Below are 15,414 nucleotides of genomic sequence, written 5' to 3'. Positions count from 1 at the left end.
CCGATGAGGCTGCCGATCTTCGCGGGGCTGGCCACCGGGGCGGTCTCGCTGACCCTCTACCCGCTGTTCGCGGACGGCGCCTGGTTCTGGGCGGGCCTGGGCGTGCTGCTCACCCTGACCGCCATGGCCACCCTGGTCAGCCGGGCCGCGCTGCCCCGCTGGCTGGCCCCCGTGAGCATGCTGGTCACCCTGCTGGTCTTCCTGAGCAGCGCGTTCGCCAGGGACGAGGCCTGGCTGGCGGTGATCCCCACCAAGGACTCGCTGCTCCGCCTGGCCGAGTTATTGCTCGAAGGCTTCGACGACATCCAGAAGTACGCGGCCCCCGTGCCCGCCGCCCCCGGCATCAGCCTGCTCACCGCGGGCGGCATCGGCCTGATCGCCGTCCTGGTGGACCTGCTGGCGGTACGGCTGCGCCGGGCCGCGCTGGCCGGGCTCCCGCTGCTCGCGCTGTTCACCGTGCCGGCGGCGGTGCTGAACGACCCGATCGGCTGGCCGGCCTTCGCGCTGGGCGCGCTGGGCTTCGTCGGCCTGCTGGCGGCCGACGGCCGGGAGCGGGTCGGCCACTGGGGACGGGTGGTGGTGGTCCGCCGGTCGCGGACGAGCACCGCCGACCCCAGCTCGGCGTCGGGGCGGCTGACGCTGTCCGGCAAGCGGGTGGGGGTGACCGCGATCGCGCTGGCGGTGCTGGTGCCCGCGCTGATCCCGACGCTCAACCCGGACCCGCTCTTCGGCTTCGGCGTCGGCAACGGCCTGGGCCGGGGCGGCAACAACGTCGGCATCCCGGACGCCATCGCCAAGCTCAGCGGCGAGCTCAGCCAGCCCCAGAACGCCACCGTGATGACCTACACCTCCGCCGACGACACCCCGCGCTACCTGCGCATCTACTCGCTGGACGTGTTCGACGGGCGGCAGTTCAAGCCGAGCTCGCTGCGCGGGCGGCCGGAGGACAAGGTGAGCGAGGGGCCGATGCCCCCGATTCCCGGCCTGTCTCCCAGCACCCCCGCCACCCGGACCGAGAGCACCATAAAGATCAGCGACGAGATCGAGGAGCTGCGCTTCCTGCCGCTGCCCTACCCGGCCACCCGGGTGGCGGTGGAGGGCGACTGGCGGGCCGACCGGACCACGCTGATGGTCTTCTCCACCCAGGACGAGGCCGCCGGTCTTGAGTACCGGGTGGAGGGCACCGAGCTGAGGCCCACCTTCGAGGCGCTGGACGCCGCGCCGCCGCCGCCGGTCGAGGTGCAGTCCCGGTTCCTGGCGCTGCCGCAGGGGATCGACCCGCGCGTCCGGGAGCTGGCGCTCCAGGTGACCGAGGGGGCGACCTCGCCCTACCAGCAGGCGGTCAAGCTTCAGGAATGGTTCACCAAGACCGGGGACTTCGCCTACAGCCTCCGTACCCGGGGCTCCAGCAACGAGGCGCTGGCCGACTTCCTGCTCAACAGCCGGGCCGGGTACTGCGAGCAGTTCGCCAGTGCGATGGCGGTGATGGCCCGCCTGCTGGACATCCCGGCCCGGGTGTCCATCGGGTACACCGGCGGCACGAAGATCGACGGTGTCTGGACGATCCGCACCCACGACGCGCACGCCTGGCCGGAGCTCTACTTCGAGGGCGCCGGATGGCTGCGCTTCGAGCCCACCCCGGCGGGCGGCGGCGGCCAGGCCACGGCCCGGGTGCCGCAGTACGCGCTGCCCGTGGTCCCGACGGCCAGCCCCTCCGCGGGCGCCTCGGCCGGCCCGTCCGGCTCCGCCGACGACCCCACCGGGTCCCAGGCGCCGACGCGGAACCTGCGCGAGCTGGAGGACCCGGCCCTGGGCGGGCCGGCGCCGGAGGTCGACCAGGGCCTGGGGCTGACCATCAAGATCCTGATCGGCGTCGGGATCGCCCTGCTGCTCTCCCTGATCCCCGCCCTGCTGCGGCTCTGGCTCTGGCTCTGGCGGCGGCGGGTGCTCACCCGGGCGGCGGGTTTCGGTCCCACCGAAGTCCGCACGACCGAAGAAACCCGGGAGACCGAAACCGACGGCTGGCGGCGGGACGAGATCGTCTCGGCCGACGACCCCGACGAACGGCCCGCCCCGGATCCGGCCAGGTACACCGTCCCCGCCGTCGAGGCGGCCTGGGCGGAGCTCTGCGACACCCTCACCGACCTCGGCATGGCACGGCAGTCCTCGGAGACCCCCCGGGCGCTCAGCCGCCGCCTGACCGAGCGGTACCCGATGGACGCGGAGGCGGCCGCGGCGCTGGCCAAGATCTCCTCCGCCGAGGAGCGCCTCCGCTACGCCCGCACCCCGGGAGCCGCCGGCCCGCTGGTCAGCGATCTCCGCGCGGTACGGCAGGCACTGGGCGCCACGGTCTCCCGGCGGCGGAAGCTGGCGGCCGTGCTGGCCCCCGTGTCGGCCCTGCTCCGGCTGCGGGCCCTGGGCGAGCGCCTGCTGGACGGCTTCGACCGTCTGGAGGGCATCGGCGGCTGGCGCCCCCGCAGGAAGGCCACCGGCCATGGGGACACCGGCCATGGGCGCAAGCAAGAAGCCACCGCCGAACGCCCCCTGGCGGGGACCCGACGGTAGCTCCGCGGCCTGGCTGGTTCAAAGGGTCCGGGGGGACACCCCCGGGCCCTTTCCCTTTCAGCTTCCCTTTCAGCGCTCGTCGTTGCGGCGGCGCCAGCGCTCTTCCATGCGCTCCATGAAGCCCGGACGCTTGCTCCGGCGGCCACCACCCTGGGGTGGGGCGGCGGCGGACGAGCCTGACTCACCGCCGAAGCCATTCATGCGTTTCCAGCTGGACAGACCCCACAGACAGGTCGCGAGCATGACCACAAAGCCGGCGACGCCGAGCCAGATAGCGTTTGACACGACGCCGACCATCAACAGCACGACGCCGAGCGTGAAGCCGATGGAGGCCTTCACCAGGCGGCGCTTGTAATGGCTGCGCGGATCACTGATCCGGACGGTATTGGCCCACTTCGGGTCCTCGGCGTAGAGGGCCTGCTCGATCTGGTCGAGCAAGCGCTGCTCGTGCTCAGACAGCGGCACGGCGCCTCCCAAGGACAGCCCCAGTATGGGGAAGACGGCAACGGACGACTCGGGGTGTCCGAACCCTGCGGTCGGTTATCCCCAGAATACGAGTCTGTAGACGTAGACGAAAGAAAACGGTCACAACGTCCACAAGCGCGGTCCAAACCGGAGGTGACGTCATAGATCCATTCCATCAAACGGACGGCGAACCAGCGAAGCCGGGCGTACCGCATCCGGACCGAAACGCTGGATCGCCTTGTCCATCGCCTGTTCCGCCTCCCGCCACCCGGTCTCCCTGTCACCGAGGCCGAGCTGACGGGTCGCGGTGCCGGCCGGGCGCAGGTTCTCCATCCGGACCCCGACCAGGCGGAGCCTGACCCGCTCCAGGCCGGCGGCCCGGTAGAGCTCGCAGGCGGTGGCGTGGATCTCCTTGGCCACGTCGGTGGGCTCGCGGAGGGTGCGGGAGCGGGTGAGGGTGGTGAAGTCCGCGCGGCGGAGCTTCACGCTCACCGTGCGGCCCACCAGGGCCCCGGCCCGCAGCCGGGCGGCCACCCGCTCCGACAGCCGCAGCAGCTCCCGCTCGATGGTCTCCGGGTCGTCCACGTCGTGGTCGAAGGTCTCCTCGTTGCCGATGCTCTTGTCCGGTGTGTGCGATGTCACACGGCGCTCGTCCCGCCCCCAGGCCAGGGCGGCCAGCTGGGCGCCCGCGACGCCGAACTCCCGGCGCAGGGTCGCCACCGGCACCTGGGCGAGATCCCCGACGGTCCGGATGCCCAGCCGGGTCAGCGCCTGCTCGGTGCGCTCCCCGACGCCCCACAGGGCCGCCACGGGCAGCGGGTGGAGGAACTCCACCACCCGGTCGGCGGCGACCACCAGCAGCCCGTCCGGCTTGCACTCGCGGGAGGCCAGCTTGGCCACGAACTTGGTGCTGGCCACGCCGACCGAGCAGGTGATGCCGAACCGCTCGGCCACCTGCGCGCGGATCATCATGGCGATGGCGGCCGGGGAGCCGAGGCGGCGGCGGGCGCCACTCACGTCCAGGAACGCCTCGTCCACCGAGAGCGGCTCCACGTCGGGGGTGACGGCGTGGAAAATCTCCATCACGCCTCGGGAGATCCTCCCGTACTTGCCGTGGCTGGGCGGGATGACGACGGCCTGCGGGCAGAGGCGGCGGGCCCGGGTCATCGGCATCGCCGAGTGCACCCCGAACCTGCGGGCCTCGTAGGTGGCGCTGAGCACCACGCCGCGGCCCCCCGTGTGCCCGATGATGACGGGCAGTCCCACCAGCTCCGGCCGGTCGATCAGCTCCACGCTGGCGAAGAAGGCGTCCATGTCCACGTGCAGGATGGGGCAGCCGGAGTCGTCCGCGAGACCGCCGCCCCCGCCCGGCAACATCTGCTTCCTGGACACAGGGCCGAGTCTATCCGAACGCCTGTTCTACCGGTAGGCGAGCACGTGCACCCGGGTGGCGATGTCGCGGAGCACCGGGTGGACCGCGGCGGCCCGCTCCAACTTGGCCAGGCCGTCCGGATCGGCCTCGGCCAGCCGGTCGGGCACCAGGTCGGCGAAGACCCCGGCGCCGTGCACCTCGCCGACGGTGAAGGCGGCCTTGGCCAGCAGGATGGTCAGCGCCTCCGGGGTGAACCGGTGCGGGGTCGGGTCCTTCTCGCCCCACCGCCCGGCGGTGTCGGCCAGCGCCCGGCGGGCCTCGCCGAAGTTGCCGGCCAGGGCGCGGTGGACGGCGGTGGCCACCGGGTTGGCGGCCAGCACGCTGAGCGCGCCGCCCGGCCGGAGCAGCCCGGCGGCGGCGGCCAGCGCGGCGGCGGGATCCTCCACGTACTCCAGCACGCTGTGGCAGAGCACCAGATCCGCGCTGCCGGGCGGGAGCAGCTCGCCGAGATCACCGGCATCCCCCTGGATCCCGGTGACCGTCACGCCCGCCTCAGCGGCCCGGCGCTCCAGCGCGGCCAGCGAGTCCGGCGTCGGGTCCACCACGGTGACCGCGTGGCCGAGCCGGGCCAGCGGCACCGCGAACCCGCCGGTGCCGCCCCCGGCGTCCACGATGTCCAGCCGCCGGTCGGCCAGGACCGGACGCAGGGCGTCCCACACCACTCCTGCCAAGGCGTCGCGCACTACCGTCCCCTAACGTTCGCGGTCACAGCACCAAGGAGGGCTTGAGCTGCTTGAAGCGGGCGAGGATGCCGTTGACGAACTGGGGGGACTCGTCGGTGGAGAGCTCCCCGGCCAGGTGCACCCACTCGCTGATCACCACGCCCTCGGGCACCTCGGCCGACCAGAGCATCTCGTAGGTGCCGGCCCGCAGGATGTTGCGGTCCACGGCCGGCATGCGCTCCATCGTCCAGCCCTCGGCGTAGGTCGAGATGAGCTCGTCGACCCGGCCGATGTGCCGGGTCACCCCCTCGACGAGGGTGACCGTGTACTCGTTGACCGGCGGTTCGGCCCGTTCCACCCGCTCGGCCAGCACCTCCAGCGGGCTGCGGCCCCTGGCCTCGGCCTCGAACAGGATGTCCAGGGCGCGCCGCCGGGCCTTCCCCCGGGCTGACATCAAGCGCGACCGAGGTAGTCGCCGGTACGGGTGTCGACCTTGACCTTCTCGCCGGTCGTGATGAACAGCGGCACCTTGATCTCGGCGCCGGTCTCCAGCGTGGCGGGCTTGGTGCCGCCGGTGGAGCGGTCGCCCTGGAGGCCGGGCTCGGTCTCCGCGATGACCAGCTCGACCGCCGCCGGGAGCTCCACGTAGAGCACCTCGCCCTCGTTCAGCGCCACCGTGGCGGTCATGTTCTCCAGCAGGTAGTTGGCGGCGTCGCCGACCGAGACCCGGGGGACGTTGAGCATGTCGTAGGTCTCGGTGTCCATGAACACGAACTCGCCGCCGTCCATGTAGGAGAACTGCATCTCCCGCTTGTCCACGGTGGCCACGTCCACCTTGACGCCGGCGTTGAAGGTCTTGTCGACCACCTTGCCGGAGCGCACGTTCTTCAGCTTGGTACGGACGAACGCGCCGCCCTTACCGGGCTTGACGTGCTGGAACTCCACAACGGCCCACAGTTCGCCGCCGTCGAGCTTCAGCACCAGTCCGTTCTTGAGGTCGTTCGTCGTCGCCACGTGTGGTTCTCCTGCTTTCGGGCCGCCCTACAGGACGAGCAGCTCCTTGGTCGTCAGAGTGAGTAGCTCCGGCCCGTCGGCACGCGTCACCAGCGTGTCCTCGATGCGCACACCGCCCTTGCCCGGCAGGTAGACCCCAGGCTCGACCGTGATCGGAACTCGATCCTCTAGTCTACCGGTCCTGTCGGGGCCGAGGAACGGAAGCTCGTGGATCTCCAGGCCGACACCGTGGCCGAGCCCGTGCTCGAAGTGCTCGGCGTGGCCCGCGCCGGCGATCAGGTCCCGGGCGGCGGCGTCGATCTCGTGGGCGGTGGCCCCGGGGCGGAGCGCGTGCCGCCCGGCCCGCTGCGCCTGGCGTACCAGGTCGTAGATCTCGCGCTGCCAGCCGGCGGGCGGGCCGAGCGCGACCGTGCGGGTCATGTCGGCGTGGTAGCCCTCGCAGAGCGCGCCGAAGTCCATGGTGATCAGGTCGCCGCGCTCGACTGGGCGGTCGGTGGGGGCGTGGTGCGGCACGGCGCCGTTGGGGCCCGAGGCCACGATGGTGGCGAAGGCGGGCTGGTCCGCGCCGAGTTCCATCATACGGAACTCCAGGCGGCGGGCGATCTCGCGTTCCGTGTCGCCGGGCGCGATGCCGGAGACGACCTGGGCGAACGCCTCGTCGGTGACGGCGCAGGCACGGCGCAGCGCGGCGATCTCGGTCTCGTCCTTGACCGTGCGCAGGCCCTCCACCAGGCCGGTCAGGGCGGGCATGTCGCCGCCGAGCCGCCGGTAGTCGGCCACCGTCATGTCGTGCGCCTCGACGGCCGCGCCCGGGCCGAGCAGGGCGGCGGCCACGTCCCTGGCCTGGACGATCTCCTCCAGGTCGGCGCAGTTCTGCCGGGCGGTCGTCAGGTACCTGGCGTCGGTGGCCAGCGTGGCGGTGCCGTCGGCGCGGACCAGCACGGCGGCGTTGGAGCTGGCCAGGCCGGTGAGGTAGCGCACGTTGACGGCCCGGGTCACCAGCAGCGCGGGCACATCCTGGGCGGCGATCCCGGCCGCCAGCCGGCGCCGCCGTTCGGCATAGGTCATGCGATGAAATTTACGGCATATGTTGACGTGATTCCCGGCCCAGGCTAGGAAGTTAGGAACCTTTCCTAACTTCGCGGGGAGTGTGCCGATGAGAGTCCTGGCTTTAGCGTCGACAGCCTTGCTGACCGCCCTGGCCGGAGTGGTCCCAGGGATCCCGGCCGCCGCGGCGGGCACCCGGGTGACCGGGTTCATCCGGGTCGACCAGCTGGGGTTCGCCCCGGCGGAGAGCAAACACGCCTACCTGCTCAGCACCACCGCCGCGGGCAACCTGCCCTTCACGGTGGTGGACGGCCGGGGCCGTACGGTCCTGACCGGCTCGGCCGGCGGCGACCGGGGGCCGTGGAACACCCGCTACCCGCACGTCCACCTGCTCGACCTGTCCGCGCTTGAGCGGCCGGGCGGCTACCGGATCAAGGCGGGCGGCCTGACCTCGCCCGAGTTCCAGGTGGCCCCCGCGCGCCTGTTCGCCGGACCCGCGGCCAAGGCGCTCACCTTCTTCCAGAGCCAGCGCGACGGCGCCGACGTCGTCCCCGGCGCCTTCGGCCGCCGCCCCAGCCACCGCAACGACCGGGCCGCGACCGTGTACGAGTGGCCGACCTTCGCCGGGGACGACACCGACGTGATCAAGGGCGAGCTGACCCCGGCGGGCGGCCAGAAGAAGGTCGACGTGGAGGGCGGCTGGTTCGACGCCGGGGACTATCTCAAGTTCACCCACATCCTGGCGTACGTGGACACCCTCATGTGGGCGGCCCGCCGGGACGGCGGCGGCCCCGAGGTGGCCGCGGAGGCCAGGCACGGCCTGCGCTGGCTGGACAAGATGTGGGACGAGCAGACCAGGACCCTCTACATCCAGGTCGGCATCGGCGCCGGGAACGAGGAGGGCACCTTCGTCGGCGACCACGACGTCTGGCGGCTGCCCGAGGCCGACGACCACGACACCGGCGCGGACCGGCGCCACATCCGCCACCGCCCGGTGTTCCGGGCCGCCCCGCCCGGCCAGCCGATCAGCCCCAACCTGACCGGCCGCACCGCCGCCGCCTTCGCGCTGGCCGCCCAGGTGGAGCCGGACCGCGCCAAGGCCCGCCGCTGGCTGGACCGGGCCGCCACGGTCTACGCCCAGGCCAGGACCACCAACGTCGGCCGCCTGGTGACCTCGCTGCCGTTCGCGTTCTACCCCGAGAGCAACTGGCGGGACGACATGGAGCTGGGCGGGGCCGAGCTGGCGCTGGCCGCCCGGCGGCTGGGCGACCCCCGGGCGGGCGCCTGGCTGGCCCAGGCCGCCCACTGGGCCGGGCAGTACCTGACCCACGAGGCCGGCGGGGACACCCTCAACCTGTACGACGTGAGCGCCCTGGCCCACCGCGACCTGGTGCTCGCCCTGCGCGGCGCGGACGCCAGGGGTCTCGCGGTGGGCGAGCAGAACCTGATCGCCGACCTGAAGGCCCAGCTGGAGATCGGCGCCGCCCGGGCGGGCTCCGACCCGTTCCAGGCGGGCGCCGAGTACGCCCAGTTCGACGCGGTGCCGCACGCCTTCGGCCTGGCCGCCACCGCCCGGCTCTACCGGTCGGTGAGCGGGGACCCCGGCTATGACGGTTTCGGCACCCGGCAGCGCGGCTGGGCGCTGGGCGCCAACCCCTGGGGGGTGTCCTTCATGGTCGGGGTGGGCGAGAACTACGAGAAGTGCCCGCACCACCAGATCGCCAACCTCGGCTTCCCCAAGCCGCTCACCGGCGCCGTGGTGAACGGCCCGAACAGCGAGGACCTGTTCGCCGACGGCCTGGGCGGCCACTTCGAGGAGATGAACCACTGCCCGCCCGACGGCGTGGACCGCTACGCCGAGTTCACCGGCCGGGGCGCCCGCTACGTGGACGACGTGCGCTCCTGGCAGGCCTCAGAACCGGCCGACGACTTCGCCGCCATCGCCCTGTACGCGCTCACTCTCATGTCCCGCGACTGAGCCGATGAGCTGGTGGCTCCGAGGGTGGGAAACGGCACCTGGCCCGTCATGGTGCCGTATGCACAGCCGACCGCCCCGAACCGTGCGTCACGCACAGCCGGCTCTTCCCTGGGTCAGTCGGCGATGTCACGGATCCTTTCGATCAGGGCGAGGCGGTCGGCGTGGGTGGCGGCGATCGGGGTGACGTTGATGGTGGTGACGCCGGAGTCGCGCAGGGCCTGGACGCGGTCGCGGACGAAGCCCTCAGAACCGATGAGGGACATGTTGACCAGGAGCTCGCGCGGGACCGCGGCGGCCGCCTCCTCCTTCCGGCCGGCCAGGTAGAGCTCCTGGATGAGCTCGGCCTCCTTCTCGTAGCCGTAGCGGCGGGCCAGGTCGTTGTAGAAGTTGCGGCCCTTGGCGCCCATGCCGCCGATGTAGAGCGCGGCCATCGGGCGGATCAGTTCGAGCAGGCCCTCGACGTCGTCGCCGATGGCCAGGGGCGCCTGGGCGACCACGTCCAGCTCGCCCAGCGCCGGGTCCCGCCGGGCCTTCCCGGCGGCCAGCGCGCCGCCCCAGACCTCGGCGGCCTTCTCCGGCAGGTAGAAGATCGGCTCCCAGCCCTCGGCCAGTTCGGCGGTGAGCTCCACGTTCTTCGGCCCGATGGCGGCGATCACGATCGGCACCCGCTCCCGGACCGGAGTGTTGATCAGCTTGAGCGGCTTGCCGAGACCGGTGCCGCCGGGCAGCGGCAGCGTGTAGTGCCGCCCCTGGTACTCCAGCCTCTCCCGCCGCCACACCTTCCGGCAGATCTCGATGATCTCCCGGGTGCGCTCCAGCGGCGCCGTGTACGGCACGCCGTGGAACCCCTCGATCACCTGCGGCCCGGACGCCCCGAGCCCGAGCACGAACCGCCCGTCGGAGACGTAGTCCAGGCCGGCCGCGGTCATCGCCAGCAGCGCCGGGGTGCGCGAGTAGATCGGCAGGATGCCGGAGGCGATGCGCAGCCGCTCGGTCCTGGCCGCGATGTACCCCAACTGGCTGACCGCGTCGAAACTGTACGCCTCGGCCACGAAGACGATGTCCAGACCGGCCTTCTCGAAGTCGGCCAGCTCCTCCACGGTCTGTTTGAAGCCTGCCGAGTACTCCAGAGCCATCCCGATCCGCATGAAGCCGTCCCTCTCAACCGAATCTTGTTCCGTTGGCATTCCGAGGGTACACGTGAGGCCACCGGTCCAATATGTCCGGGACGATGGATGCGAGGGCTGGGGAGGGATCTTGCTGAGAGGTGCGGTCATCGTGCTCGCGGCCGCGCTGGCCGCGGTGCTGGCGGGTCACCGGCTGCTGCCCGCGCTCGGCGGGGCGACCGCCGTGCTGGAGAGCGTGCTGCCCTGGCTGGGGCTCGGCGTGCCGGTGCTGCTGGCCGCCGCGCTGGCCGCCAGGCACCGGGCGACCCTGCTGGTCGCGCTGCTCCCGGCCCTGGTCTGGGGGGTCATGTTCGGCCCCAGCCTGCTGCGCAGCCCGCCCGGCGGCACGGCGGACCTGACGGTGGCCACCCTCAACGTGGGTGTCTCCAACGACCTGTCCGCGACGGCCGTACGGGAGGTCTCGCAGGGCCGCGACCTGGTCGCGCTCCAGGAGCTGACCCCGGGCGGCCCGGCCGCCAAGGAGCTCAACTCCCGCTACCCGCACCACTTCCAGGTCGGCACGGTCGGCCTCTGGAGCGGCTACCCGCTGGCGGAGGCCCGCAAGGTGGACGTGGGCCTGGGCTGGGCCCGCGCGCTGCGCGCGGTGGTGAAGGCGCCCAAGGGCGAGGTGACCGTGTACGTCATGCACCTGGCCTCGGCCCGCCCCGGCGAGACCGAGTTCAGGGACGAGACGCTGGCCGCCGCGGGCAAGCTCGTCGCGGCGGACAAGAGCAGCCGGCTGGTCCTGCTGGGCGACCTGAACACGGCCACCACCGACCGGCACCGGGAGGAGCTGGTGCCGCCGCTCGCCGACGCGCAGGAGGAGGCCGGGCGCGGGTTCGGCTTCACCTGGCCGGCGAACTTCCCGATCACCCGGCCGGACCACATCCTCTTCCGGGGCATGACGGCCGTCGCCGCCGGAGTGCTGGAGGCCGCCGGCAGCGACCACCGGGCAGCCACCGCCGACTTACGCTATTAATGAGAAATACGTGATCTGGACAGCCGCAGCGGCGAGTGTCCTGGTCGGAGGCCATGCGGCTGGCTATGGGACGGATTTCTCGTTAATACCAACGCCCGAAATTTCGGCTCATTTCAGCCCTCACCAGGCCGCCCGCTCCGCCAGCGCGGCCAGGTCGGCCGCCGAGTCGATGTCCGCCGGATCCCCCACGTCCTCGCACGGCACCACGGTGACCAGCTCGGGGTGGGCCCGCAGGTACGGTCGCGCCCCCGTGTCCCCCGCCAGCGTCGCCACCAGCTCCGGCACCCGCTCCCGCCGGAAGAGCACCGGATTGCGGGGCTTGCCGTGGTACCCGGCCACCGCCACCTCCGCCCCGGCCCGGAACGCCTCGATCAGCCGGGCCACCGCCGCGGGCCGTACCAGCGGCTGGTCCACCAGGGCGACGACCACGGCGGGCGAGGCGTCCGGCACCGCCGCCAGACCCACCCGCAGCGAGGACGCCATGCCAGTTGCCCAGTCCGGGTTGAGGACGGTCACCGCCCCCCTGACCGGTACGGCGGCCGCCCCGAGCACGACCACCACCGGATGGCAGCCGCCCTCCTCCAGCAGCCGCACTCCCCTGTCCACCAGCCGCTCCCCGGCGAACTCCACCAGCGCCTTGGGCCTGCCCAACCGGCTGCCGGAACCGGCGGCCAGCAGCAGCCCGGTCACCCCGGCCATCTAGGGCTGGTCCCCGTGGATGCGCCCCTCGGTCGTGGTGAGCGGGCGGCCGGAACCGCCCCAGCGCAGCTGGATCAGCTCGGCCGCGATCGACACGGCGGTCTCCTCCGGGGTGCGGGCCCCCAGGTCCAGGCCGATCGGGGAGCGCAGCCTGGCCAGCTCCACCTCGCCCAGCCCGGCCTCGCGGAGCCGGGCCAGCCGGTCCTCGTGGGTGCGCCGGGAGCCCATCGCCCCCACGTACGCGGCGGGCGTGCGCAGCGCCACCTCCAGCAGCGGCACGTCGAACTTGGGGTCGTGGGTGAGCACGCAGATCACCGTACGCTCGTCCACGGTGGTCGAGGTGAGGTAGTCGTGCGGCCACTTGACCACCACCTCGTCGGCGTCCGGGAACCGCTTGCCGGTGGCGAAGACCGGCCGGGCGTCGCAGACCACCACGTGGTAGCCGAGGAACTTGCCGATCCTGGCCACCGAGGCGGCGAAGTCGATGGCCCCGAAGACCAGCATGCGCGGCGCGGGGGCGAAGGACTGCACGAAGACCTGGAGGGCGTCCAGCCGCCGCTCCCCCTGCGGCCCGTACCGGCGGACGCCGGTCAGGCCCTGGGCCAGCATGCCGCGCACGTCGTCGTCGACCGCGTCGTCCAGCCGCCGGGAGCCGAGCGTGCCGGAGGCGTGGTCCGGCCAGATCACCCGGCGGGCGCCGGCCGTGCCGGGTCCTGACAGGATGGTGGCCACCGCCACCGGCTCCCGTTTCTCGATGCAGGCGGCGATCTCGCCCAGTTCCGGATACAGCTCTCTGGAGACCGGCTCCACGAAGACGTCGATGATGCCGCCGCAGGTCAGGCCCACGCTGAAGGCGTCGTCGTCGCTCACCCCGTAGCGCTGGAGCACCGGCCGCCCGTCCCCCACCACCTCCTGGGCCAGCTCGTACACCGCGCCCTCGACGCAGCCCCCGGAGACGCTGCCGACCGCCTCGCCGCCCAGCACGGCCATCGAGGCCCCGGGCGGACGGGGCGCGCTCCGGAAGGTGCCCACCACGGTGGCCAGCCCGAAGCGCTCCCCCGCCGCCCACCATCGGACGATCTGCGACAGAACATCACGCATGACCCACGCCCTTCTCAATGAGAAACCCGTTCCATGACCAGCCGCATGATCTCCGAACCGGTGACTCGCCGCTGCGGCTGTCCACATCACGCCTTTCTCATTGACTCAACCGCTCCGCCAACTCCTCGAACGCCCCCAGACTGTGGCCCGCCACCAGCTCGTCCACGTACGGCAGCGCGGCGCGCATGCCCGCGGTGAGCGGCTCGTAGCCGGGGTGCCCCTTGTGCGGGTTTACCCAGATGACGCGGTGTGCCAGCCGGGAGAGCCGGGCCATCTGCGCCGCCAGCAGGCCCGGGTCGCCGCGTTCCCAGCCGTCGGAGGCGATCACCACCACCGCGCCCCTGGCGGCGGAGAGCCGGAGCAGTTCCCGCAGCTCCTCGCCCAGCCGGGTCCCGCCGCTCCAGTCCGGGATGGCCCCGGAGACCGCCGCCATGGCCGTCGCCGGGTCGCGGTGGCGCAGCTCGGCGGTGATCCGGGTGAGCCGGGTGCCGACGCTGAACACCTCGGTGGCCCGGGGCTCGGCGCGGACCAGCGCGTGCGCGAACCGGAGCAGCGTGTCGGCGTAGGCGGCCATCGAACCGCTCACGTCGGCCAGCATGACCACCCGGCGGGGCTTGAAGCGCCGCGTGCGCAGCCGGAGCCTGGCCGGTTCGCCGCCCCGCCTGATCGTCTCGCGTACCGTCCTGCGCGGGTCGAGCACCCCGTGCGCGGCGGGCGAGAACCGCCGGGTGCGGCGCTGCTCGCGAGCGGTCCTGAGCAGGGCCAGCATGCGGTGCACCTCGGCCCGCTCGGCCTCGGTGAGCCGGGTCACGTCCCGGTTGCGGAGCACCTCGATCCGGCTGGCGGTGGCGGGCAGCACGTTGGAGTCGGACTCGGCCCCCTGCTCCCTGGCGCCGGCCGGGGTCGCGGTGTACCGGGTGACCGTGACGGTCATCGCCGGCCTGGCCGGCCCCGGCCGCAGCCCCGCCCAGTAGGCGGCGAAGCAGCGGTCGTAGCGGGGCAGGTCGTCCGGCCCGGCGCAGAGGGTGAGCCGCCCGGCCCAGTAGACGTCCTGCTCGCTGGCCGGGTCCAGGTGTGCCAGCGCGCTGAGGAACCCCCGGGCGCGTTCGTGGTCGGCGGGCACCCCGGCCGCCCGGAGCGTACGGACGAAGCCCACCAGCGAACCCACCAGTGAGCCGGCGAGCCGATGGTCAGCCGTCACGGAGCAGGCCGTTCTTGACCACCAGCTGCTGGTCCTCGCGGTACTTCAGCACCGCGCCCAGGGTGGCGGCGGCCAGGTCGGGGTCCAGGTGGGTGGCGCCCAGGGTGAGCAGGGCCTCGGTCCAGTCCAGGGTCTCGGCCACCCCGGGCGGCTTGACCAGGTCGGCCTCCCGGAGCCGGGCGACGGCGGTGGCCACCTGGCCGGCCAGGGCCTCGGTGCAGGAGGGGAGGCGGCGCAGCAGGATGGCCACCTCCCGGTCGAAACTCGGGTGCTCCAGCCAGTGGTAGAGGCAGCGCCGTTTCAGCGCGTCGTGCACCTCCCTGGTCCGGTTGGAGGTGACCACCACGGTCGGCGGGACGGCGGCGGCCACGGTGCCCAGTTCGGGGATGGTGATGGTGAAGTCGGAGAGCACCTCCAGGAGGAACGCCTCGAACTCGTCGTCGGCCCGGTCCACCTCGTCCACCAGCAGCACGGCCGGCTGCGTCTCCAGCGCCCGCAGCAGCGGCCGGGCGATCAGGAAACGGCGGTCGTAGATCTCCCCCTCCAGCGCCTTCACGTCGGTGGCGCCCGCCGCTTCGGCCGCCTTCAGGTGCAGCAGCTGCCGGGCGAAGTCCCAGTCGTAGAGGGCCTGCGCCGCGTCCAGGCCCTCGTAGCACTGGAGCCGGATGAGCGGGGCGTCCAGCACCGCGGCGAGGGTCTTGGCCAGCTCGGTCTTGCCGACGCCCGCCTCCCCTTCCAGGAAGAGCGGCCGTCCCATCTTCAGGGCCAGGAAGACCGCGGTGGCCAGCCCTTCTCCGGCGAGGTAGTCGTGCTGTTCCATCAGCGCGGCCAGTGCCGCCGGAGAGGCGATGTCAGCCGCCCGGGCCGTCCGTTCCCACACAGACCAAGGCTACGTCCCGCGCCCGCGCCGCCGCTCCAGCCAATTCCGCCCAAAGAACATTCAGATGGACGGGTACCCTCACCAGTGGTTCACCAGCGGTTCATCGACGGCTCACCGGCCCAAGGTCTCCTCCATACCCACATCTTCTGGCATCTGGCGCCCATCGGTGACAGTCTGCCCTCGAAAGCGCCACGGTTGACGATGTCGCCTTCAGCCCCGCGCCAG

At 72.6% G+C, this 15,414-nt stretch carries 14 protein-coding genes; 3 read left to right on the top strand and 11 right to left on the bottom strand.

The window, feature by feature from the left end; all coding sequences use genetic code 11:
* Positions 1 to 3: 3 nt before the first annotated feature.
* Complete coding sequence (locus tag KIP79_RS29500) at positions 4 to 2,565, top strand: transglutaminase TgpA family protein (protein WP_214108203.1); 2,562 nt, start codon at positions 4 to 6, stop codon at positions 2,563 to 2,565.
* 69 nt (positions 2,566 to 2,634) lie between these two features.
* Here the strand turns inward: KIP79_RS29500 and KIP79_RS29495 are convergent, their stop codons facing one another.
* The 6 genes from KIP79_RS29495 to KIP79_RS29470 all read right to left on the bottom strand — a co-directional run bounded on the left by KIP79_RS29495 (position 2,635) and on the right by KIP79_RS29470 (position 7,206).
* Complete coding sequence (locus KIP79_RS29495; RefSeq protein ID WP_214108202.1) at positions 2,635 to 3,030, bottom strand: SCO2097 family morphological protein; 396 nt, start codon at positions 3,028 to 3,030, stop codon at positions 2,635 to 2,637.
* A 159-nt stretch (positions 3,031 to 3,189) separates the two neighbouring features.
* Positions 3,190 to 4,422 (bottom strand): DNA polymerase IV, encoded by a 1,233-nt coding sequence (locus KIP79_RS29490; RefSeq protein ID WP_372453707.1) that lies wholly within the window; start codon positions 4,420 to 4,422, stop codon positions 3,190 to 3,192.
* A gap of 27 nt (positions 4,423 to 4,449) precedes the next feature.
* Positions 4,450 to 5,145: a methyltransferase domain-containing protein gene (locus KIP79_RS29485; RefSeq protein ID WP_214108201.1), complete on the bottom strand. Its 696-nt coding sequence runs from the start codon at positions 5,143 to 5,145 to the stop codon at positions 4,450 to 4,452.
* Between the two features lie 22 nt (positions 5,146 to 5,167).
* Positions 5,168 to 5,578, bottom strand: coding sequence for a transcription antitermination factor NusB (gene nusB / locus KIP79_RS29480; RefSeq protein WP_214108200.1), 411 nt, complete (start codon positions 5,576 to 5,578; stop codon positions 5,168 to 5,170).
* Positions 5,578 to 6,138 carry an elongation factor P gene (gene efp, locus KIP79_RS29475; protein ID WP_214108199.1) on the bottom strand — a complete coding sequence of 187 codons (561 nt, stop codon included), beginning with the start codon at positions 6,136 to 6,138 and terminating at the stop codon, positions 5,578 to 5,580. Before efp ends, nusB begins: the two co-directional genes overlap by 1 nt.
* 27 nt (positions 6,139 to 6,165) lie before the next feature.
* Positions 6,166 to 7,206: a M24 family metallopeptidase gene (locus KIP79_RS29470; RefSeq protein ID WP_214108198.1), complete on the bottom strand. Its 1,041-nt coding sequence runs from the start codon at positions 7,204 to 7,206 to the stop codon at positions 6,166 to 6,168.
* Between the two features lie 118 nt (positions 7,207 to 7,324).
* On the opposite strand from KIP79_RS29470, the gene KIP79_RS29465 reads away from it, so the two are divergent.
* Positions 7,325 to 9,163, top strand: coding sequence for a glycoside hydrolase family 9 protein (locus tag KIP79_RS29465; RefSeq protein ID WP_250214030.1), 1,839 nt, complete (start codon positions 7,325 to 7,327; stop codon positions 9,161 to 9,163).
* A gap of 113 nt (positions 9,164 to 9,276) precedes the next feature.
* On the opposite strand, the gene KIP79_RS29460 is transcribed toward KIP79_RS29465, so the two are convergent.
* Positions 9,277 to 10,311, bottom strand: a complete 1,035-nt coding sequence (locus KIP79_RS29460) for an LLM class F420-dependent oxidoreductase (protein WP_214108196.1) — start codon at positions 10,309 to 10,311, stop codon at positions 9,277 to 9,279.
* A gap of 109 nt (positions 10,312 to 10,420) precedes the next feature.
* On the opposite strand from KIP79_RS29460, the gene KIP79_RS29455 reads away from it, so the two are divergent.
* On the top strand, positions 10,421 to 11,308 hold the full coding sequence (locus KIP79_RS29455; RefSeq protein WP_214108195.1) for an endonuclease/exonuclease/phosphatase family protein: 888 nt from the start codon (positions 10,421 to 10,423) through the stop codon (positions 11,306 to 11,308).
* Positions 11,309 to 11,428: 120 nt separating this feature from the next.
* Here the strand turns inward: KIP79_RS29455 and KIP79_RS29450 are convergent, their stop codons facing one another.
* The 4 genes from KIP79_RS29450 to KIP79_RS29435 form a co-directional block, all read right to left on the bottom strand.
* A complete protein-coding gene (locus KIP79_RS29450; RefSeq protein ID WP_214108194.1) occupies positions 11,429 to 12,007 on the bottom strand; it encodes a nucleotidyltransferase family protein in 579 nt (192 codons plus the stop codon).
* Complete coding sequence (locus tag KIP79_RS29445) at positions 12,008 to 13,108, bottom strand: XdhC family protein (protein WP_214108193.1); 1,101 nt, start codon at positions 13,106 to 13,108, stop codon at positions 12,008 to 12,010.
* 97 nt (positions 13,109 to 13,205) lie between these two features.
* Positions 13,206 to 14,309 (bottom strand): vWA domain-containing protein, encoded by a 1,104-nt coding sequence (locus KIP79_RS29440; protein ID WP_308169952.1) that lies wholly within the window; start codon positions 14,307 to 14,309, stop codon positions 13,206 to 13,208.
* Entirely contained in the window at positions 14,299 to 15,189 is an 891-nt protein-coding gene (locus KIP79_RS29435; protein WP_443611863.1) for an AAA family ATPase, read from the bottom strand. Before KIP79_RS29435 ends, KIP79_RS29440 begins: the two co-directional genes overlap by 11 nt.
* Positions 15,190 to 15,414 lie beyond the last annotated feature (225 nt).

The organism is Acrocarpospora catenulata, from assembly GCF_018476525.1.
GTDB lineage: Bacteria > Actinomycetota > Actinomycetes > Streptosporangiales > Streptosporangiaceae > Acrocarpospora > Acrocarpospora catenulata.
This window is presented reverse-complemented; position numbering and strand designations above follow the sequence as displayed.